Annotated in this window: 19 protein-coding genes; all 19 read left to right on the top strand. The window is 30.6% G+C overall.

All coding sequences use genetic code 11. The features are described from left to right. Positions 1-2: 2 nt before the first annotated feature. The gene (locus SULAZ_RS06780) at positions 3-431 is read left to right on the top strand and encodes a heat shock protein transcriptional repressor HspR (RefSeq protein WP_012673866.1); all 429 of its coding nucleotides are present in this window, start codon (positions 3-5) and stop codon (positions 429-431) included. After that, a complete protein-coding gene (locus SULAZ_RS06775) occupies positions 428-1,240 on the top strand; it encodes a 50S ribosomal protein L11 methyltransferase (RefSeq protein ID WP_012674980.1) in 813 nt (270 codons plus the stop codon). Before SULAZ_RS06780 ends, SULAZ_RS06775 begins: the two co-directional genes overlap by 4 nt. Then, positions 1,203-1,907 carry a deoxyribose-phosphate aldolase gene (deoC, locus tag SULAZ_RS06770; protein ID WP_012673709.1) on the top strand — a complete coding sequence of 235 codons (705 nt, stop codon included), beginning with the start codon at positions 1,203-1,205 and terminating at the stop codon, positions 1,905-1,907. Before SULAZ_RS06775 ends, deoC begins: the two co-directional genes overlap by 38 nt. Further along, positions 1,873-3,978: an NAD-dependent DNA ligase LigA gene (gene ligA / locus SULAZ_RS06765; RefSeq protein WP_012674431.1), complete on the top strand. Its 2,106-nt coding sequence runs from the start codon at positions 1,873-1,875 to the stop codon at positions 3,976-3,978. Before deoC ends, ligA begins: the two co-directional genes overlap by 35 nt. Beyond that, a complete protein-coding gene (locus SULAZ_RS06760; protein WP_012673929.1) occupies positions 3,975-4,607 on the top strand; it encodes a phosphoribosyltransferase in 633 nt (210 codons plus the stop codon). Before ligA ends, SULAZ_RS06760 begins: the two co-directional genes overlap by 4 nt. Positions 4,608-4,791: 184 nt before the next feature. Next, positions 4,792-5,463 (top strand): IclR family transcriptional regulator, encoded by a 672-nt coding sequence (locus SULAZ_RS06755; RefSeq protein ID WP_012674770.1) that lies wholly within the window; start codon positions 4,792-4,794, stop codon positions 5,461-5,463. Next, positions 5,460-6,992: an apolipoprotein N-acyltransferase gene (gene lnt / locus SULAZ_RS06750; protein WP_012674738.1), complete on the top strand. Its 1,533-nt coding sequence runs from the start codon at positions 5,460-5,462 to the stop codon at positions 6,990-6,992. The genes SULAZ_RS06755 and lnt overlap by 4 nt, the downstream gene beginning before the upstream one ends. 67 nt (positions 6,993-7,059) lie before the next feature. Continuing rightward, on the top strand, positions 7,060-7,377 hold the full coding sequence (locus SULAZ_RS06745) for a hypothetical protein (protein ID WP_012674062.1): 318 nt from the start codon (positions 7,060-7,062) through the stop codon (positions 7,375-7,377). 2 nt (positions 7,378-7,379) lie between these two features. Continuing rightward, a complete protein-coding gene (gene bcsA / locus SULAZ_RS06740; protein WP_012674809.1) occupies positions 7,380-9,674 on the top strand; it encodes a UDP-forming cellulose synthase catalytic subunit in 2,295 nt (764 codons plus the stop codon). 17 nt (positions 9,675-9,691) lie between these two features. Further along, a complete protein-coding gene (locus tag SULAZ_RS06735; RefSeq protein WP_012674069.1) occupies positions 9,692-10,234 on the top strand; it encodes a hypothetical protein in 543 nt (180 codons plus the stop codon). Beyond that, positions 10,194-12,335, top strand: coding sequence for a cellulose biosynthesis cyclic di-GMP-binding regulatory protein BcsB (gene bcsB, locus SULAZ_RS06730; protein ID WP_012673581.1), 2,142 nt, complete (start codon positions 10,194-10,196; stop codon positions 12,333-12,335). The genes SULAZ_RS06735 and bcsB overlap by 41 nt, the downstream gene beginning before the upstream one ends. A gap of 26 nt (positions 12,336-12,361) precedes the next feature. Beyond that, the gene (locus tag SULAZ_RS08760; protein ID WP_187145712.1) at positions 12,362-13,297 is read left to right on the top strand and encodes a glycosyl hydrolase family 8; all 936 of its coding nucleotides are present in this window, start codon (positions 12,362-12,364) and stop codon (positions 13,295-13,297) included. A 9-nt stretch (positions 13,298-13,306) separates the two neighbouring features. Continuing rightward, the gene (locus SULAZ_RS06720) at positions 13,307-16,702 is read left to right on the top strand and encodes a cellulose synthase subunit BcsC-related outer membrane protein (protein WP_012675121.1); all 3,396 of its coding nucleotides are present in this window, start codon (positions 13,307-13,309) and stop codon (positions 16,700-16,702) included. After that, positions 16,699-17,436, top strand: coding sequence for a ParA family protein (locus tag SULAZ_RS06715; RefSeq protein WP_012673936.1), 738 nt, complete (start codon positions 16,699-16,701; stop codon positions 17,434-17,436). The genes SULAZ_RS06720 and SULAZ_RS06715 overlap by 4 nt, the downstream gene beginning before the upstream one ends. Before the next feature lie 53 nt (positions 17,437-17,489). Continuing rightward, complete coding sequence (locus SULAZ_RS06710) at positions 17,490-18,443, top strand: polyprenyl synthetase family protein (RefSeq protein WP_012674798.1); 954 nt, start codon at positions 17,490-17,492, stop codon at positions 18,441-18,443. A gap of 12 nt (positions 18,444-18,455) precedes the next feature. Beyond that, entirely contained in the window at positions 18,456-18,860 is a 405-nt protein-coding gene (gene panD / locus SULAZ_RS06705; RefSeq protein WP_012674206.1) for an aspartate 1-decarboxylase, read from the top strand. 31 nt (positions 18,861-18,891) lie between these two features. Then, complete coding sequence (locus SULAZ_RS06700) at positions 18,892-20,196, top strand: lytic transglycosylase domain-containing protein (RefSeq protein WP_012674981.1); 1,305 nt, start codon at positions 18,892-18,894, stop codon at positions 20,194-20,196. Then, positions 20,193-21,254, top strand: a complete 1,062-nt coding sequence (gene ispG, locus SULAZ_RS06695; RefSeq protein ID WP_012674455.1) for a flavodoxin-dependent (E)-4-hydroxy-3-methylbut-2-enyl-diphosphate synthase — start codon at positions 20,193-20,195, stop codon at positions 21,252-21,254. Before SULAZ_RS06700 ends, ispG begins: the two co-directional genes overlap by 4 nt. Further along, positions 21,255-21,680, top strand: coding sequence for an LAGLIDADG family homing endonuclease (locus SULAZ_RS06690; protein ID WP_012675064.1), 426 nt, complete (start codon positions 21,255-21,257; stop codon positions 21,678-21,680). Positions 21,681-21,683: the final 3 nt, after the last annotated feature.

The following is a 21,683-nucleotide window of genomic DNA, read 5'->3' as shown; positions in this document are numbered from 1 at the left end:
CTATGAAAGACAGAAGAAAAGAGCCTTTATATATGATAGGAACAGTTGCAAAAATGTATAATATCCATCCCCAGACTTTAAGACTTTATGAAAAGGAAGGACTTATCGTTCCTTCACGAACAAAAGGTAAAACAAGAATGTACTCAGAAGAAGATTTAGAGAGACTTGAGTTTATACTATTTTTAACAAGAGAGCTGGGAGTTAACTTGGCAGGAGTAGATGCAATCCTTAGAATGAAACAACAGATTGAAGAACTTCAAAACCAGATACAGCTTCTTCTAACAAAAATTCAAGAAGAAATTAGAGAAAAGTATATAAACGACCAAATCCAGCAACAAAACGCTTTAGTCCAACTTCCAAAAGTGGAAATAATGAAAATAGAAGAGTATATTTATACCAAGTACAATAAAAAGAAAAAAGGTGATAAATGAAAAAATACATCTGTGAGATACCTTCAAATTTATTTGAGATATTCTTAGTAGAGTTAAATGGTTATGGTGTTGAAATTTTGAATAAAGATGAAAACATTACAGTTTTTGCAATCTACGACTACGATAAAGATGCTATAAACAATATTTTTGAAGATTTGGGAAGTGGAAGGATTGTTTTAGAAGAAGATATAAAAGAAGAAGACTGGGAAGAAAAGTGGAAAGAAAATTTTAAACCTATAGAGATTCCACCTTTTATAGTAATTCCTGAGTGGGAAATCTACCAAGGAAACGATTTAATTCCTATAAAACTAAAGATAGCTATGGCCTTTGGAACAGGACTACACCCTTCTACCCAAATTATTTTGTCTTTAATTCCAAAATATATATCCCAAGGAGATAAAGTTATTGACATTGGATGTGGAACAGGGATTTTATCTATAGCATCAGCAAAACTTGGAGCTAATGTAGATGCAATAGATATAGAAAAGCAGGCGGTAGAAGAATGTAAAGTAAACAGCTGGGAAAATCAGGTAAAGGTCAACTGTTATCAAGCAAGTATAGAAGATATTAAAGATAGTTATAATATTGTCTTATCAAATCTTCAGATGGAGATTTTTGATAAGTACTTTGATAGACTAAAGGATATATTTAAAAAGTACTGGTTAATCTCTGGAATATTTAAAGACGAAAAAGATAAAATACTGAAGATGGCTGAAAACAGTGGTTTGGAAGTTGTTGAGATGAAATCAAAACCAGAAGAAGGAAAGCCTGATGACCTATGGTACGGATTTGTTATCAAACATAAATAGGTACATAGACCATTCAGTATTAAAACCATACACAACCTACCAAGAAGTTGAAAATCAATGTGTTAAAGCCTTAGAGTATCAATTTGCATCAATCTGTGTAAACCCTTTTCACGTTAAAATTTGTAGTCAAATACTAAAAAACTCTACGGTAGCTGTCTGTAGTGTTGTAGGTTTTCCACTCGGGTTAAACACAAAGGATATAAAAATCAAAGAAGCTCTACAGTCTGTAAAAGAAGGTTCACAAGAACTTGATATTGTTTGGAATATATCAGCTTTTAAAAGTAAAGATTATAGGTATGTGGAAGAGGAATTAAAAGAGATAATAAAAATCACACCAAAAATTATTCATAAAGTTATAGTTGAAACAGCTTACTTAACTCAAGAAGAAAAGAAGATAGCGTTAGATATAGTAATAAACTCCGGAGCTGAGTATATTAAGACAAGCACAGGTTTTGCAGATAAAGGAGCCGATTTACAGGATATTTTAATGTGGAGGGAGCTATCTCAAGGAAAGATTAAGATAAAAGCATCAGGAGGAATAAAAGATTTAAAAACAGCAGTAGAGTTTATAAAAGCAGGATGCGATAGAATAGGCACAAGTAGCGGTATAGAAATAATTCAGGAGGTAAAGGATGTACTCAGAGGAAACCCAAAGGAAACTTATTGAAAAAACAAGGGAGTTTTTAAATCTTGATATAAAATCAATTGATAGAAAAAAAGCAGAAAGTATAATAGAAGACTTAAGAGAAGTTATTAGATTTCATGACTGGAGATACTACGTTTTAGCTCAACCTGTAATATCTGATTATGAGTATGATAAACTTTTTAAACTATTAAAAGATATAGAAAGTAAATATCCAGATTTAATAACTCCAGACTCACCAACCCAAAGAGTTCCTTCTGAGATAACAAAAGTATTTCCACAAGTAAAACATCTTACTCCAATGTTATCTTTAGATAACTCTTACAATGAAGCTGACTTAAGAGATTTTGATAGAAGAGTAAGAGAGCTTACAGGACTTGAAAAGATTGAGTATGCAGTTGAACCTAAGTTTGACGGAGCTGGCATATCTCTTATTTACGAGAAAGACCTCTTTAAAAGAGGAGCTACAAGAGGAGATGGAGAAGTAGGAGAGGATATAACAAACAACCTAAAAGTAATTAAATCAATTCCTTTGTCTGCAAAATTTTCAAGCTACGGTATAGACAAAGTTGAAATCAGAGGAGAAGTGTTAATAAGAAAAGATATATTTAAAAGGATAAATGAACAAAGACTTGAAGAAGGTTTACCTCTTTTTGCAAACCCAAGAAATGCAGCTGCTGGTTCAATAAGGCTCCAAGACCCAAAAGAAGTTGCAAAGAGAGGACTTGAGGCTTTTGTTTATCAAATTACATACGCAGAAAAAGACGGTAAAAATTTACTTGGAACTGTCCTAAAAAAACATTCTGACAACATTAAAATGCTACATCTACTTGGATTTAAAACACCTTACGAAGTTTTAAAAGTGTGTAATGGTATAGACGAAGTAATTGATTACTGTAGAGAATGGGAAAGAAAAAGAGATAACTACCCTTATGAAATAGATGGAATGGTTATTAAAGTAAACGATATATCTCTTTATGAAAAGTTAGGTTTTACTTCTCACCATCCAAGATGGGCAATAGCTTATAAATTTAAAGCAAGACAAGCAACTACAAAGATAATAGATGTGGTTTTTCAAGTAGGAAGGACAGGAGCAATAACACCTGTTGCAAAACTGCAACCTGTAGAGATAGGAGGAGTAATTGTTTCATCTGTATCACTTTTTAACGAAGATTTTATTAGAGAAAAAGATATAAGAATAGGAGATACAGTTTTAGTAGAAAGAGCTGGTGATGTTATACCTTATGTAGTTATGGTTATAAAAGAAGCGCGAACAGGAAATGAAAAACCTATAGAGTTTCCAAAAAACTGTCCTTCTTGCGGCTCACCACTTGTAAAACCATTAGGAGAAGCTGTTTACAGATGTATCAACATTAACTGTCCAGCTCAAGTAATTGAAAGAATAATTCATTTTGCTTCAAAAGATGCAATGGATATAAAAGGACTATCAGAAGCAACAGTTAAAAAGTTTTATAAACTTGGACTTTTAAAAAGTATCCCAGATATTTACAGGCTTGATTTTAGAATTATAAAAAACATTCAAGGCTTTGGAGAAAAATCAGTAAACAACTTAAAACAAGCTATAGAAGAATCAAAAAATAGACCCTTATACAGACTTATTTATGGACTTGGTATAAGGTACGTAGGAGAAGTTACAGCAAAAACCTTAGCATCAGCTGTAAACTGCTTAGAAGACCTTAAGAATTTTACAATAACTGATCTAATGAAACTTCCTGATATTGGCGACAAAGTTGCGACAGAAATTTATAACTTTTTCCACAACGAACAAAACTTGAAAATGATACAGCAGTTAAAAGAGTTAGGCGTTAACGTATGTAATCCTAAAGAAGAGAAAAGAGGTAAGTTGGCAGGTTTAAACTTTGTATTTACAGGAGCATTAAAATGTTGTAGTAGAGAAAAGGCAAAAGAAATTGTGGAAAGTTTAGGAGGGAATGTCCTTGACACAGTCTCTAAAAAAGTCCATTACTTAGTAGTAGGAGAAGAACCGGGAAGTAAACTCCAAAAAGCACAAAAAATACCAACAATAAAAATAATAAATGAAGAAGAGTTTTTAAAGATGATAGGTCAACAATGAGAATATTTAAAGATAGAGAAGAAGCAGGAAAGCTTTTAGGAGAGTTTTTAAAAAGTTTTAACTTTGATAAAGAAAACAGTATAATTTTAGCTATCCCAAGAGGTGGAATTCCAGTTGCTTACCAAGTATCAAAAGCTTTAAATATACCATTCTCTTTAGTAATAGTAAAAAAGTTGGCACCTTTATCTGAACCTGAAGCTGCATTTGGAGCTATAGCACCTGACGGTACAATCTACATAGACGAACATTTAATGAGATACATGGGAGTATCAGAAGAAGAGTTAGAAATTGTCAAAGAAAAAGCCCTGTCAGAAATAAAAAGGAGAATTAAAGATTTTTTAAAAAACAAGGAACCTGATGTAAATGGTAAGGATGTTATCATCGTAGATGATGGTATAGCAACTGGCTATACAGCAATGGTCGCTGCAATGTATGTAAAGAAAAAAGGTGCAAATAATGTATACTTAGCTGTTCCAGTATGCCCTGCAGACAGTATAAGTAAAGTTAAAAAAGTTTTTGATGATGTGTTTTGTTTACATCCCGTAGAAACTCCATTTTTTGCAGTAGGCTCTTACTATCAAGATTTTCATCAATTGACAGATGAAGAGATGTATAAATTTGAATTTTGAATTTTAAAAAAGAAACTGACTTGCTTATGAGCTTAAAGATTGAAAACTACTTTAATATAGAATAATAACAAAAAAGTTTATTCAGTAAAACTGGAAAGTTTGATGAAGAGTTTTTAAAGATGATAGATTAATAATCTTGTATGATACAATAATTTTATCACAATGGTTGAGGGATGTTTTGATTATGCAACAAAAAGGAGCTAAAAAATCCATAGAGAAAGCATTGGACTTATTAGAAGCTTTAAAAGAAAAAGATAACTTAGGAGTTACAGAGCTTAGTAATATACTTGGATTAAACAAAAACAATGTATTTAGAATACTTGCTACTTTAGAGGTAAAAGGACTTATAGAACAAGATGAAGAAACAGGCAACTACAGATTAGGTGTAAAGACATTATATTTAGAGTACTCTTTTATTAAAAATCTAACAATTTTAAATCATTCAAAGCAGTTTATAAAAAACCTTAGGAACAAAACAAACGAGACTGTTTACCTTTCTATGCTTCATCAAAATGACGTTATATACTTTTACAGTAAAGAAAGTAAGTCCTCTGTTTTAGCAAAGTCAAGATTGGGAAAAAGATATCCAGCTCTTACCACTGCAGCAGGTAAAGCTATCTTAAGGGCAAAAAAAGAACCTTCTGAGATATTTGAAGTTGATTTTGAGGAGACAGAAAAAGAAGTTGTAGAAATAGCAACTGTAATAAGAGATGAGTCAGACCATCCTGTTGCCGGAATTTCTATAGTAGCTCCTGTATCAAGGTTGAATAAAAATAACTATGATGGATTATTTAAACATTATTTACTTGAAACAGCGAAAGAGATAACAAACATCAATAAAATCGTTCTCCCGTGATAAAGGATAACTTAAAAAATATTTTTATTGGTGGTTTATCTGGTTTCCTTTTGGCTTTATCTTTACCAAACTTTTTTATACCATTTTCTTTTTTAGTAGGTTTTTCTCTACTTTTTTACTTGATTGAAAGGCACTCTACAAAAGATATTTTAATCTACTCTTTTGTTGCTGGAATTGTATTTTCAATATTTTCTTTTTACTGGATTGTCTTTGCTCTTAGTTATTACGGTGGTATTAATTTAATTGTATCATCTGTTTTATTTTTGATATTCTCTTTTGCCTATTCTTTATACACTTTCGTCCTTTTTTCTTTTATTGGTAAAAAGGTTTATCAAAAATACTCTTTTTATGGATTTTTCCTTCTGCCGTTTATATGGGTTTTTTTAGAGTTTTTTAGGGAGTTTTTTCCTTTTAACGGCTTTAGCTGGAATCTTTTTGGTTATATGCTGTCTTACATAAATCCTGTCGCTCAGATTACTTACTACACAAGTGTATATGGACTTTCTTTTTTAGTTTTGTTTTTTTCTGTTAGTTTTTATCTTATGGTCTTTAAAAGAGATTACAGGTTTGTTGTTTTAAATGTTTTAAATATAATTATTTTTACCCTACTTTTAATATGGGGAAACCATAGGATAAACAGCTATACAGATACTGGAAAGTATTATAAAGTAGCAGTTTTACAAGGAAACGTAGATGAGTCTATGAAGTTAAAACCTACAAAAGAGATTAACATAAAGATAATAGATAAGTATATTCAACTTTTAAAACAGGCAAAAGAAAAAGGTGCAGATATAGCAGTCCTTCCTGAGTCAGCTCTGCCTTTTTTTCCCTATATAGACTCTTCTTTAAAGGACTACTTTTTTCAAAGATTTTCAGATATAAAAATTCCTATTCTTTCAGGATTTGATAATGTTTTACTTAAAGAAGATGGTGATATAGACAGAGTTTACAACTCACTGTTTTTAATAGATAAGGATGGTTTTTATGTAGATTACTACTCAAAGATTAAACTAGTTCCTTTTGGAGAGTACACACCTTTTAGAAACAGTTTTTTAGAGAGTATATTTACTTACCTTCAAGGAATAGATTTTAGTAAAGGAGAAGGTCAAAAACTACTGATTTACAAGGATATGAAAATAGCATCTTTAATCTGTTTTGAGTCTATTTTTCCTGATTTTGTCTCAAACTTTGTAAACAAAGGAGTAAACGTAATTGTTAACATTACAAACGATGGGTGGTTTGGCAAAACATCAGCTCCTTATCAACACTTTGAGATGGCAAGAATAAGGGCAATAGAGAACAACGTATATCTAATCAGAGCTGCAAACACAGGGATATCAGCAGTTATAAACCCAGTTGGATCTGTAAAATCTTTTATTCCTCTTTATAAAGAAGGGGTTTTAGTAGAAAAGGTTTACCTATCTTCTGGAAAAAGTTTTTACAATAGTTATAAAATGTATATCTATGTCGGATTTGTTTTTATTTTTGTTTTTTCTTTGTTTTTAGTTTACAGATTAAATCCCAAATAAAAGTACTAAAAAAAATTTTTATTTTCTCCGAATATAATATTAAGAAAATAAATCCTTTGAGGTTAATATGGGTATAAAGTTAGACTTTTTAAAGAAAACTTTGAAGGAAAATAGTGAGGTTAAACAAGACAGCATCCAAGGTAATTTAAGCGATAAAAAAGATTACTTTTTAGAGAAAGAAATGGAAACATTGAAAAAAAGGTGGGATATTCTAAAATATATAGAAAACTCTGGATTTAACATAGATTTTAAAAGTAGAGATATATCCCTTCTTCCTTCAATAGAAGATTTATCAATATCAAATATTAACGTTCAAGAAAAAGGGGAAACATATAAAAAGATATCAGATGTAAACCTTTTAAAATCTATTTTATTTAAGAAATAAAAATGTTAAAGAAACTTAAGTTCGAGTTAAATGAGGAAAATATATTAAAGTATATCTTATTTATATTACTTTTATTTTTAGGATTGATAATAATTTCTCCTTCTACACATGAAGCTCAAATTACTTTAGCAACAACTTTATTTTTTATAACATTATTTTTACTACATAAAAAAACAGAACTAGTAAAACTAGTTATAATATTTTTCGGAATTATAATATCTTTAAGGTACTTTTGGTGGAGAACCTTTAACACCCTTAACTTAGATGAAGGATTACTAAACGCTACTTTTTCTATTCTTTTGTATCTTGCAGAACTGTATTCAATAACCATACTTCTTCTAGGTAGTTTTATATCCCTTAGACTACTGGAGAGAGAACCTATCCCTGTAGAAAAGAGAGAAGATTATCCTACAGTTGATGTATTTATACCTACTTATAACGAGCCACCTGAAATTGTTATAACTACAGCCTTAGCAGCAGCATCTATGGACTATCCACAAGAAAAGTTTAAAGTATATATATTGGATGATGGAGGAACAGCTCAGAAATTAAACGACCCGGACCCAGACAGAAGAAGAGAAAACTACGAAAGAGCTATGCAACTGAAAAAGTTTGTTGAAGATTATAACGGAAATATCTACTATTTAACGAGAGAGAGAAATTTACACGCAAAAGCTGGAAATATAAACGAAGCTCTGAAAAAAACAAATGGAGATTTAGTACTTATTTTAGACTGTGATCACGTTCCAGCAGAAGATTTTCTAAAAAGGACTGTCGGATTTTTTAACAGATATCCAAAATTATTTTTAGTACAGACACCACACTCTTTCTATAATCCAGATCCTATAGAAAAAAACTTAGGGATATTTAAAATTGTACCGTCAGAAGCTGATATGTTTTATAAGCACATACAAAAAGGATTAGATTTCTGGAGTGCATCCTTTTTCTGTGGTTCTGCTGCAATTTTAAGAAGAAAATATTTAAATGAAGTAGGTGGAATTCAGGGTACAACTATTACAGAAGATGCAGAAACTGCCTTAGAATTGCACTCAAGAGGTTATGACAGTGCTTACTATGCTAGACCTATGATATACGGTCTTCAACCTGAAACCTTCTCTGCATTTATAGTTCAAAGGACAAGATGGGCTCAAGGGATGATTCAGATTTTTTTACTTAAAAACCCTCTACTAAAAAAGGGTTTAAGATGGTATCAAAAGCTTTCTTACTTAAATGCTAATATTTTTTGGTTTTTTGGATTTGCAAGGTTTATTTTTTTAATAGCACCTGTGCTTTATCCAATATTAGGAGCAAAAATTTACAATGCCTCGTTAGAGGATGCTATGGTATATGCTATACCACACTTTATTTTTTCTGTTATGGTGTCTTACTATCTATATTCTAAAGTAAGATGGAATTTCTTCTCCGAAATATATGAAGCTATACAATCTATATTTATTCTACCTGCCATAGTTAGTGTTATTTTATCACCTAGAAAACCTACTTTTAAGGTTACTCCAAAAGGGGAAAATTTGGAAGAAGAGTTTTTAACACCATTTTATAAACCTGTTTACATACTATTTCACATAATCGTTATATCTTTCTTTTTTAGCGTATATAGATGGATTAACTTTCCTGACGAAAGAGGTACAGTTTTAGTTGTTTTATCCTGGCAGATTTTTAACTTTTTCATACTTGGATTAGGTATCAGTATACTACTTGAAAAACCTCAAAGAAGAAAAGCCTTTAGGATACCTTCAAATGATGAAGCTTTTGTTTTTACTGAAAACCACACTTTTTCTGGAAGGGTTAGAGACATATCTTTAACTGGTATATGGATAGAGACAGACCAAGATATTACAGAGTATTTAAAGTTAATTAGGGATAATCATATAAAAGTTATGATTAAAGATTTGGATAATATAGCCTTTTACTTAGATGCAAAGGTTGTAAATGCAAACAGTAAAAATATAAGAGCTCAGTTTTTAAAGACGAATGAGTTAGTAAATATTGCTAAGTTAGTTAAAGTAGTGTACGCAGACAGCTCAAGGTGGGAAATATTTAGAGAAGAGTTAACAATGGGGCCAATAAGAACTTCTATTTTCTTAACAAAACTTTTCTTTAAGACATTTTCCAAATCTTATACCGTTGCGACAAAAGAATTTCTAAAAGAAATGAAACAGATAGATTATAAAAGTTTATTGTATAATATGGTAAATTTACCATTTAAGTATATAAAAACTTTATTTAGCCAATTTTATTTTAAATACTTAAAAGAAATTAAAGTTAAAAATAACTGAACCTTAAGGAGATTGTTATGGATTTACTCAAAAAGAAAAAAGATGTTACAACATCAAAACCTAATTTAATAACGGACCAAAAAAGTGTTATATCTTATCCTGAAAACTTGAATGTAGAAGACTTGAAATATAACTCTTTGTTTTCAGTACTTGTTTACACACTTCAATCAGTTGTAGAGGAAAAAGATTATAACGAGTTTATGTCTATGTATTTTGAAAATTTTTATGAAAGGAATAAAGAATTTTTAGAAAATCTTAAAAATTTAGGTGAAGGAGATTTAGAAAAAATTTGGATTTTAGTAAATAAATTTTTAAGCTTACACAGTCTTGGTTTTTCTAAAATTGTTGTAGATTTAAGTTCTAAAAAAATAGAAATTTATCACTGGAATTCTCCTTTTGTTAAGTTAAATAACTCAACTGAAATAAGAAAAACCTGCAAATTTTTAGCTGAGTTTTACTCTAAGGTTCTATCCTTAATATTTGATGAAGAAATAAACTTAGAAGAGAGGATATGTGCTAATGAAGAAAAAGGTGACTATTGTATATTTAGTATGGCTTAGTTTTTTTACTTTTCTTATTAACAGTGCTTACGGTAAAGAAATAGTAGTTCCTCTTAAAGATATTGCTTTTCAAAATCCCATGTTAAGAAGTATAGAAGCTGAGTATACAGTGAAAATTCCCATATCTTCAAGGTATTTGGTTAAAAATTTATTTCTACACTTAGAAGTTGAAAAATCTAGAGCGTTAGTTAAAGAAAGAAGTAGTATAGCATTGTTTTTTAACAATAAGCTTGTTTTACAAAAACCTTTTGATCCACTACTAGATATAATGATAATAGAAACTAATCTACCTACCGTAAATTTAGAACCGTTTAATGATTTAAAAATATCTGCTATTCATCATTATTGCTTAAACTGTTGTGAGTTTGAAGGAAGTCCGGAACTTTGGTCTAAATTAGATTTAGAAAATAGCTACATAAAAATTACTTACGATGAAAAACCTATCTTGGAGGACACATTACTAATAAGAGACTACGTACTTGACCAAAAACTTTTTAACCCTATAAATGTAGGTATAATTACGGAGAATAAAGAAGACTCTTATCTATCATTAGCAGCAAGACTTGCTGGATACATAGGTAGCTACTTAAGGTATAGGAGAGTAAAGATAGATTATTTAAATAAAATTCCTGAAGATAAAGATGTTTTTATAATAGGATCTAAAAGCTTTGTGAAACAGATTTTAAATCTTCAAGATGAAAGAAGAATACCAGATATAGCTGTATACCCAAATCCTTTTGATATTACAAAAGCTGTTGTCGTAATAACAGGAAACAGTTATGATCGAATTTTAAAGAGTTTAAACAGTTTTATGAGTGTTAAGGAAAATGTATACACAGGAAAAGATTATAACATTCTAAATATAAAACAAGCAGATTTATCAATTTACAACACCGCTATGTTTATACCTCTTGGCAAAAAAGTTTACTTAAGTGAATTAGGTTATGATGATTTTAAATTTAAAGGTATATATCCACCACCTGCAGTAGTAGAGTTTAGAATACCTCAAGGACTATATATTCAGAAAAATAAAAAGATAAAGTTTCATTTTGCATACAACTATGGAGCTGGTGCCAGAGAGGATTCAGTTATAAATATATACTTAAACGATAAGTATATAACCTCATTAAAGATTGAAAAGAAGTATGGAACAGTGATGGAAGAAAAAGATATAGATATACCTGCTTACCTTTTACAACAAGGCTTAAATAAATTAAAAATAGAATATGCTATAATGGCACCTGGAGGAGGTTTCTGTATATCACCTAACATAGAAGCTCTTAGAGGTACTTTCTTTACTTCTAAATCTTACATTGAGATTCCTAAAATGCCATATTGGTTTGAGATGCCTTATCTTGAATATTTTGTAGATTCAGGCTTCCCCTATTCTATGCAAGCTGATTTAAGTGATACTGTGTTTTTAATAAATGAAAAAAATGATACTATTATATCTTCTTTGTTGACTTTATCTTCCTATCTTGGGTCCAGGTCTTTAAGCCCTTATGTTAACCTCAGAGTTTATAGTTATATAAACGAGGATGTAAAATCAAAACACATAATATACGTAGGAAGAAGTATACCTTTGGAGCTTCAATCTAAATCGCCTATAAAGATAACAGAAAACATAGATTTATCTGTACCTATATTTAAAAGTATCTTTAATGGTAGTTTTTTAAAAAAATTAAAAAAGGATAAATCTAATATAGCTAACCTTAACTATCTTAACACCCTTACTAATCAAGTATTTTTCATAATGTTCCAATCACCTTACGATAGTCAAAAAGTTGTTACGGTACTTTACTCTCCAAATTTAAATGGTATAGAGAAAGCTTCTTATATGTTATATATACCAAAATTTGCTGGGCAGGTAAAAGGGGATATTGCTATATGGGACTTTTATGTCAACCAGTTCTTCAGTGATAATATTAGTGAAAAATTTTATATAGGGAACTTACCATTTTTTGAAAGGCTTATATTTGAATTAGGATTTTCACCTATGAAGTTAGCCTTGGCGGCAGTAATTTTAACAATAATTCTTTCTTTGGTAGTTAAGAAAATTTTAGATTATAGAGAAAAGAGAAGATTAGACGGTGAAATATGATGAAAAGGTTGTTAATAATTTTTTCAGTGCTTGGTTTTTTAGGCTTTTCAAATGGACAGGAGATTCTAACATGGCAGAACTACAAAAACAAGTATATACCTAATGGAAGTTATGTAATAGATCCTTACAATGAAAACCGGGTTACATCTGAATCTCAAGGTTACGGTATGATACTCGCCATTTTAAACGATGATAAAACAACTTTTGATAACCTTTGGCAGTGGACTAGGAAAAACCTTCAAAGAGAAGATTATCTTTTCTCATGGCTTTGGAATGATGAAGTAAAAGATAAAAATAACGCTACAGATGGAGACTTCTTAATTGCTTATGCATTGTTGAAGGCATACGAAAAGTGGGGAGATAAGGCATATAAAGATGAAGGAGAGAAAATTTTCAATTCTTTGAAGAATTTGATAGTTATTGTAAAAGATAATAAGTTGAAAGATAACTACTTACTTTTACCTGCTACTTACGGTTTTTCTAACGAAAAGTATGATATAGTTATATTTCCTTCTTATTATATAACTTTTATACTTAAAGAATTGTCTTACAAAGATAACCTTTGGAAGGGAGTGTATAACTATACTAAAAACATTTTGTTTAAAACCATACTATCCACAAACTTGAAATTCAACTTAATAGAGAAAAAACTTATTCCTATAAGTCCTGTTAATCTTGATGTTTACAGAGTTATACCTTATACATACATGGCTAAGGAGAGTCTGGAAGACTTAAAAACATCTTTCTCTGAAGTAGATTCTTTTTTTAAAGCAAAAGGTTATATTCCTTTTAACTATAACTTGGGAAGTTTACAGCAAGAAGTAAGTGAATCACCATTTTGTGTTTATAGATTTTTTTATTTACTGTACAATGATGAAAAATATTTAGAAAGGTATAAAGTTTTAAAGAATAACGATAAAAATAATTATTTTTGTGATACTTTTGAACTTTTTTTGGATTAAGGTGATGAAATGCGTAAAATAGGTACAATTTTAACTATTTTAACGTTTAGTTTACTCGCTTACAGCCAAGAGTATCAACTCATAGTTGTTGTAAAAGATAATAAAGATTTTCAAAGATTAAACGATTTAGGATTTAAAAAATGTCAAAAATTAAATACTTCAATGTATGTATGTGCAAAGTCTGACAATATAAATTATGTTCTACAGCTTAGAGATTTTCTTGAGAAAAATGGTTTTAGAGCTTCTGTTTCAAACTCTACCCAATCACCGGCTAAATCTCAAGAAAAATCCGAAAAAGTTGAGAATATAAATATTGGCACTTCCAAAGACACACCAGTTTTAAAAGATAAACAAAACCAAACTATTAAAAAAGTAGTACAGGAAGAAAAATCTGAAGGAAAAAAGTCTTTTAATCTTTCAAAAGAAGTTGAACCCATGTACGAGGAACTTAACGCAGGTAATTATAGTAAAGCATTAGAAATAGCAGAAAATTTAAAAGAAACTCCTTATAAAAATGATGCAAAGTTTGTTATAGGATTAATTAATCTAAAAAATGAGAACTTTGAAAAAGCTTGTAGTGTATTTAAGGAAATTCAAAATGTAAAACCAGAAGCAAAAAATTTGGTAAAAGATTCGTGTTATGTTTATCATATGAAATTAGGTTATGAATACCTAGAAAAAAATGATCTAAAAAGAGCTTATGAAAACTTTAAATTAAGCTTATCTTATAAAGATAATGTAGAGTCAAAAATAGGTATATTCTATACATATCTAAGGCAAAAAGATTTAAAAGAAGCTGAAAGGGAAATAAAAAGTCTTTATAACAAGTATCCAAACGATAAAAAAGTAATTCAAGCTTATATTGATTATCTAATAGAAACAAATCAAATTGATGAGCTTAGAAAATTTGAGAATTATTTAACTGAGGAACAAAGAATTACTTTAAAAAGTAAGTCGTTTTACAAAGATTTAGATAGCATTAAAAAGTATATAGATGCAGGTGAGTACGAGATTGCAGAAAGTAAGTTGAAAGAGTTATATTTACAAAATCCAAGCAATATTTACGTTCTTTTGAATTTAGGTTATCTGTACTTAAAAAAAGAAGATCTTGAAAAAGCTGAAAGTTACTATAGAAACGTTCTTTTTATAGACAGTAAAAACATAGATGCTTTAAAGGGTTTAAAAGCTGTTTATATAAAAACTCAAAGGTACGAGGAAGCTCTAGATTTAATAGAAAAACTAAAAGCTTTAGGAGTTTACGATCAAGACGAAAAGAAGATTAAAGAGTTAATACTAATATCAAAAGCTCAAGAAGAGTATAAAAGAAAGAATTTAGATTTAGCAGAAAAGTACGCATTAGAAGTTTTAGAGTTAAACAAGAATAATCCAGTTGCATATCCAATTTTAGCAAATGTTTATAAAGACAGAAAAGATGAAAAAAAGTTTTTCCAGTATATAACAAAAGCTTACCAATTAGATCCAAATAACACTGGTATAAAAATAGCATATCTCTATGGACTTACCAATCTAGGACTATTTGACCAAGTAAAGACTATACTATCTACGATCAATCCGAAGAATTTATCCCAAGAAGAAAAGGATCAATTAAAAGAGTTTTACCAAGTATTTTATGGAAAACTTGCTTCTTATTACTTAAACACCAAAAATTACTCAAAGGCAAAAAGAGTAGCATTAGAAGGACTGGAGATCTTCCCGAACGATAGTACACTACTGCAAGTTTTAGGTTGGTCTTGCTATAATCTCAAAGATTACAAATGTAGTGAAAAAATATTTAACCAACTACTTTTGTTTAATCCTGAAGATGAAAACGCAAAGTTAGGTTTAGCATACACTTACTTAAATCTAAAAAAAGTTAAAGATTTAGAAAACTTGCTTAGTAGTTTAGAAAAATCAACAGATAAGAATATTTTAAAAGAGTTAGCTACGATTTACTACTCAATGGGAAGATACAAAGATGCAGAAAGGATCATAAAAAAGTATGAAAGTACATATGATACTAAACCAGTTGAAGAAAATATAGAAAAACAACCTATCTATAAGAAGCCAGCACCTATAGAAAAAAGAGAAAGAGAAGTTCCTTTTATACTTGATGAAGATTCTAACTCTCACCTTCAAAATGAAAAAAAAGAATATATCACTACTGAGAATAACGATAAATTTGAAAAATTAAATCAAAGTGATCTTGACAAAAGAAAATATAACTCCGAGGTAGAAATAGTTGATAGAGATGAAAGATTTTTAACTCAAGATAACTCTGAGAAAAAAAAAGATAAGCTTGAAATAGAGGAGATTAAACAAAAAATTAAATTACAAGAACAAGATTATGTTAGTAATGTGGTTTTAGGAGTAAAGTTTAGAGATAAAAGTGGAGAGAGTGGCAAAAGTAAACTTACAGACACTTCACCTTTTTTAAAGCTAAACTACTACTTTAATGAAAACTTAATGGTTTATGTGGGAACTTATTTTACAAATTTAGATTCCGGAACTTTAAAGGATTACAACAATTTTGGAACCCCTCAAAATATAACTATTTTAAGATCTGTACCTTCATCTTACTCTGGTATAGAACCTTTTGCAGGGTTTAGTCTAAACAGTAACTATTTTGACTTAAATGGAAACGTTGGCTTAACACCAAAAGTTAACAACGGTATAAACTCTAAATTTATTTATGATATTGAAGGAAAGTTAAAAACTACAAATAACAAAATAAGCATAGGATTGTATCAAAGACCCATAAGAGATTCTATTCTATCCTATGTAGGAACAGCTGACCCATATTCATACAAAAACTGGGGAAGAGCTGTAGGAACAGGAGTAAAGGCTTCTTACGAACAATCTATTGATGAAAAAGGATCATTTGTTTATACTCAAGCTAGCATTGAGAAGATAAAAGGACAAGACATACAAGAAAATACAAACATAAACTTAATAGTTTTACCTAAAATCTTTGCTGGTAAACTTATTGGAGATAAAGACTATTTGGGGCTTTTCTTTTTGTATAGTAAATACTCTAAAGACCAAGATTGCTACTACTACGGTTGTGGAGGATACTTCTCACCAAAAAATATGTTTATAGTTGCACCTATGCTTGAAGGTTTTTACTTTATGAACGAAAGATTTGGCATTCACTATAAAGTATTTTTAGGTGGCTTATTATTAAAAAATAACGATAAATCAAGTACAGATTTGGCTTTCGATGGTTATTTAGGAGGAGTGTACATGCTTAGAGATAACATTTTTCTAAACTTGGCAGGAGAGTATAGAAAAACATCTAAATATTCTGAGATCTTTACATCTGCTTACTTACAATACTTCTTTGGTAAAAGATACAACATTACTGAAAACGATTTACTCAAATTAGAAAAGGAGATTTATAAGAGATGATTAATATAACAGTAGGATCTTTCAAAGGAGGTGTAGGAAAATCTACAGTAGCTTTAAACTTCGCTTACGAGCTATCTAAATATTATAAAGTCCTTCTTGTAGACACAGACCCTCAAAACAGTTTAGCATTTTTTTTATGTCAAGAATTTAAAAAAGGATTTTCTGAGATACTGTTTGAAGGAGAAAACTCAGAAGGATTGGTTAAAACTCCTTTTTTAAAAGAGAATCCTAATTTCTACTTTTTACCAACAGGAGTTTTTTGTATAAAGAATCCTATATTGTATGAAGATGGCTTTACTGTTGACTTAGTTGGAAAGTTTTTAACTAACATTAGCAAGTTTAACTTTGATTTTGTAGTTTATGACACTCCTCCTAGAATATCAAAACACATAGAAACCCTTTTAAACGTATCAGAAGACTTTTTAATGGTTTTAAACCCAGACCCTGCCACTTACTCTTCTTTGAAGATATTTCTACAATTTATTCAAAAAAGTGGAATCAAATCAGAAATATATACCATTATAAATAAAACAGAGCCCACATTAATAAGTGAAGATTTTACCCGCTTAATTGTAGCCGAACTAAACAAGAAAAATATTTTAGGTATATTACCAACAGATAAACAGGTTTCAGAGTCTCAAGGTAAATGTAAACCTATTATAATGTACAACCCTGAAGCACCGTTTTCTATTTTCTTAAAAAAGGCAGTCTTAAGTTATATAAATTCAAAGTGAAGAATCTAAAAAATAATTTATAATGTATTTACACTTTTCAGCAGGAGTAAAAGTTGATAGTTTTTGACAAGGAAAAAGTAGAAAGCACGTTAAGAAAGTATTTAGACTCTTCAGTTGACTTTATTTTACAAGTTGGTGGATACATACTTGACGGTGGTGGAAAAAGAGTTAGACCTTACCTTGTTTTAAAATTTGCAAGTATGATAAGAGGGTACAATAAAGAGGAAGACTACATATTAGCATCTGCTTTAGAGTACCTTCATACTGCATCACTTTTACACGACGATGTTGTTGATGAGTCTGAAAAGAGAAGGGGAAGACTTACAGCAAACAGAGTTTTTGGAAACGATACAACCGTCTTAGTTGGTGATTACATGTATGCAAACGCCCTTTACCTTTTTTCTATTTACGGTGATATAGATATGATTAAAAACGTTAGCGATAGTGTAAAAAAGATGGCAGAAGGACAACTGTTAGAACTAAAAAAAATAGCTAACTTTGACACTACCTTTGATGATTACTACAAAATTGTATTAGGAAAAACTGCAGTCTTGTTTGGGAGCTGCTGTTATGTAGGAACAGCACTTGCTAGTGAAGATAAAAATCTTAAAGAAAATGCTTACCAGTACGGTGTTAACTTAGGTGTTGCCTTTCAGATAGTAGATGATATTTTAGACTACGAAGGAGATGAAGAAAAAGTAGGTAAAAGTCTTATGAATGACCTTAAAGAAGGGAAGATAACCTATCCACTACTTGTAGTTAAAGACATTTTAAACAAAGAAGATAAGGATTTTATCAAATCTGTTGTCCTAGATAAAAATCCCTCTGTAGAGAGCCTTCTTAAGGCTAAAAAAATTGTTGAAGATTACGGTGGGATAGAAAAAGCAAAAGCAGACGCAGAAAGTTATGTGAGAAAAGCCATTGAAAATTTAAAAGATTTCCCTGATAATAAAGATAAACAAGACCTTATTAACCTTGCCCATTACATTGTTAAAAGAGAAAGTTAGGAGGTGTTTTTTATGTATAGAACTTTACTAAAATCAAAAGTACACAGAATAAAGATAACAGGAGCTGACCTTCATTACGAAGGAAGTTTAACGTTAGATGAAGCTATAATGGAAGCTGCAAACCTTATACCTTTTGAGAAGATAGAGGTTTATAACGTAAACAACGGTCAAAGATTTTCTACTTACGTTATACCGGGTGTTAGATACTCGGGGGAATGTATTTTAAATGGTGCAGCTGCAAGACTTGGGCATTACAATGACATTATTATAATAGCTTCTTACGCAGCAGTTAACGAAAAAGATTTAGAAAACTTCTATGTTGACCTTGTATATATTGATGAAAATTCAAACACAATAAAAGAACATAAAAGAGTCAAAGCGTTAAATAGTAAAGTTTTAACATCTGTTGACGAATAAGTATATAAAACCCTATTAACTTGGATAGATTGTGAAATTAAAAGTAGTAGTATACTTCTTATTAATAAGTTTTGTTTTAACATCCTGCTCAGTCCAAGTTAGAGATGTAAAGACAACTACTAAACCGCCTTCTAAAAAAACTTACTCTACAGTTAAACTCCCTGATACACCTAAAACAAAACAAAGCACTAATCCTATAAGGGAAGATAAAATTAATTATTTTGATTCAAAAGCAATAATAGAAGCTGTTAATTATGGACTAAGTGAAAGTGATAAAAATTATATAACTCAAGAAGCACAGATACTTGGTATAGAAGTTCCAAGAGATGAAGATGTAGAATACTTTATAAACTACTTTACTACTACTAAAAAATCCTTTACAGAGAATGCACTAAAAAGGGCAAACTACTTTTTACCTATGGTTAAAAGAATTTTCTTACAAGAAGGACTTCCACAAGAGATAGCTTACCTTGCTGTTGTAGAAAGTGGGTTTAATCCTTATGCTACCTCTCCTTCAAACGCAGCAGGTATATGGCAGTTTATCCCATCTACAGCAAGAAGGTTTGGACTTAGAATTGATGAGTTTGTAGACGAAAGAAGAGACCCTTACAAATCTACTGTAGCAGCTGCCAAATACCTTAAATCCCTCTACAGTATGTTTGGAAATTGGGAACTTGCCATTGCAGGTTATAACTGTGGAGAAAAATGTGTTGCAAAGAGATTAGAAGCTTACAACGGTATAACCTATAAAGATATAAAAGATTACCTTCCTTCTGAAACAAGGGAATACGTTCCAAGGTTTTTTGCCATTCTTCTTATAGCAAACAACCCAGAGAAGTACGGTTTAGATACAAGGTCTAACATTTACGATGTTATAAACTTTACAGCTGATAAAGAGATAAACCTTTTGGATTTAGCTAAAGAAAAAAATATAGATTACGATATACTAAAGTTTTACAACGCCCATCTTAAAACAGACGTTGCCTTTGAAGGAATAAACATAAATTTACCTAAGATAGACACCGCAAGCTTTGACAGAAGATTTATAACATCTCCACCACCTAAAATGTATGCTAACAATAGAAAACCAAGAGAAAGTCCTAAAACCATACCAGAGCCTAAACAAGAAAACATTGTTGTTAGTCTTATAGAATCTGATAAAGACAAACCTGAGATTATAAAAGCTAGTTATAAAGTTAAAAAATACATAGTTAAACCCGGAGACACACTTTACAGTATAGCAAAAAGATATGGAACTGATGTTGAAACAATCAAAAGATTGAATAACTTAGAAGATAACACAATTTCTGTAGGAATGGAGTTGACAGTACCTTGATTAAAAGAAGAAAGACAAGACCTGTTTTTGTAGGAAACGTTAAAATAGGAGATGGAGCTCCTATAGTTGTCCAGTCCATGACAGACACTAAAACCCACGATATAGAGGCCACTTTAAACCAGATAAACAGACTTGCAAAAGCAGGTTGTGAGATAATAAGGGTTGCAGTCCCCAGAGAAGAAGACGCTTTAGCCCTACCTGAGATAGTTAAAAACTCACCTATTCCTGTAATAGGAGATATACATTTTTCTCCTAGAATTGCAATGCTGTCTTTAGAAAGTGGTATACACGGAATAAGACTTAACCCCGGAAATATAAACGACGAAGGAAAGATAAAAGAGATTTTACAAGAGTGTAAAAAAAGAAACATTGCTGTAAGACTTGGAGTTAACTCAGGTTCACTAGAAAAAAGACTTTTAGATAAGTATGGTTATCCGTCAGCCCAGGCTCTGGCAGAAAGTGCACTGTACTGGTCAGAGTTTTTTGAAAAGGTTGGGTTTACAAACTTTAAAGTCTCTATAAAAGGCTCTGATGTTCTTCAAAATGTAGAAGCAAACAAAATTTTTGCAGAAAAAACAGATATACCACTCCACGTTGGTATCACAGAAGCAGGACCAAAGGATAGAGGATCTATCAAGTCAGCTGTAGGTCTTGGAATTCTATTTTACTTAGGTATAGGAGATACTGTTAGGGTATCATTAACAGCAGACCCTGAAGAAGAGGTTAAAGTTGCATACCAGATACTTCAATCTCTTGGACTTAGAAGGAAAGGAGTAGAGATAGTCTCCTGTCCTACCTGTGGAAGAATAGAAGTTAACCTTCCTGAGGTAGTAAAACAAGTTGAAGAAAAACTCTCAGGAATAGATAAACCCTTAAAAGTTGCTATAATGGGATGTGTTGTAAATGCTATAGGAGAAGCAAAAGAAGCTGATATAGGGCTTGCCTGTGGTTATAAGTCTGCTATACTGTTTAAAAATGGTCAGCCAATCAGAAAAGTATCAGAAGAAGAGATGGTAGATGAACTTTTAAAAGAAATATCCCAGATGGATATAAAGTAAATGGAGGAAAAACAGGCTCTACTCTTTTACACAGCAGGCTTGTTTGACAGTGGAGGAAAAATCTCTTTTAGAAAAGACCAAAGGTCAAAAACATCAATTTATCTTCATATAACATTAAAGGCAAAATCTCAAGATGCACTAAAACCTATAAAGGAAACTTTTGGAGGGAGTTTAAGAAAAAACAGAAAAAAAGTTTACCTTACACTTACCCATAAAAAAGCAAGAGATTTTTTAAAAACTATAAAAGATTATACCGTCTCAAGTAGAGAAGAGATTGAAAATGCTTTAAAATTGTTTGAAGTAAAATTTTCAAACCAGTTTGAAAAAGAGAGAAGAAAGAAAGTCTTGAAAGATGTAGTAAAGGAGTTTAAAAACACTAAAGTAAAACATGGCAGGAGCTCTGTAAGAAAATTTGTAGAGGGTTAGGAA

The sequence above is a fragment of the Sulfurihydrogenibium azorense Az-Fu1 genome, from assembly GCF_000021545.1.
In the GTDB taxonomy this organism is placed as follows: Bacteria; Aquificota; Aquificia; order Aquificales; family Hydrogenothermaceae; genus Sulfurihydrogenibium; species Sulfurihydrogenibium azorense.
Note: the sequence above shows the minus strand (reverse complement) of the source record. Positions and strands in the feature narration are given on the sequence as shown.

Coding starts and splice junctions, on each gene's coding strand:
- ligA (WP_012674431.1), top strand. CDS start 1,873: ATGTACTCAGAGGAAACCCAAAGGAAACTTATTGAAAAAACAAGGGAG.
- SULAZ_RS06720 (WP_012675121.1), top strand. CDS start 13,307: ATGCGTAAAATAGGTACAATTTTAACTATTTTAACGTTTAGTTTACTC.
- SULAZ_RS06755 (WP_012674770.1), top strand. CDS start 4,792: ATGCAACAAAAAGGAGCTAAAAAATCCATAGAGAAAGCATTGGACTTA.
- deoC (WP_012673709.1), top strand. CDS start 1,203: ATGACCTATGGTACGGATTTGTTATCAAACATAAATAGGTACATAGAC.
- SULAZ_RS06735 (WP_012674069.1), top strand. CDS start 9,692: ATGGATTTACTCAAAAAGAAAAAAGATGTTACAACATCAAAACCTAAT.
- SULAZ_RS06760 (WP_012673929.1), top strand. CDS start 3,975: ATGAGAATATTTAAAGATAGAGAAGAAGCAGGAAAGCTTTTAGGAGAG.
- panD (WP_012674206.1), top strand. CDS start 18,456: ATGTATAGAACTTTACTAAAATCAAAAGTACACAGAATAAAGATAACA.
- SULAZ_RS06745 (WP_012674062.1), top strand. CDS start 7,060: ATGGGTATAAAGTTAGACTTTTTAAAGAAAACTTTGAAGGAAAATAGT.
- SULAZ_RS06780 (WP_012673866.1), top strand. CDS start 3: ATGAAAGACAGAAGAAAAGAGCCTTTATATATGATAGGAACAGTTGCA.
- bcsB (WP_012673581.1), top strand. CDS start 10,194: ATGAAGAAAAAGGTGACTATTGTATATTTAGTATGGCTTAGTTTTTTT.
- bcsA (WP_012674809.1), top strand. CDS start 7,380: ATGTTAAAGAAACTTAAGTTCGAGTTAAATGAGGAAAATATATTAAAG.
- SULAZ_RS06715 (WP_012673936.1), top strand. CDS start 16,699: ATGATTAATATAACAGTAGGATCTTTCAAAGGAGGTGTAGGAAAATCT.
- SULAZ_RS06775 (WP_012674980.1), top strand. CDS start 428: ATGAAAAAATACATCTGTGAGATACCTTCAAATTTATTTGAGATATTC.
- SULAZ_RS06690 (WP_012675064.1), top strand. CDS start 21,255: ATGGAGGAAAAACAGGCTCTACTCTTTTACACAGCAGGCTTGTTTGAC.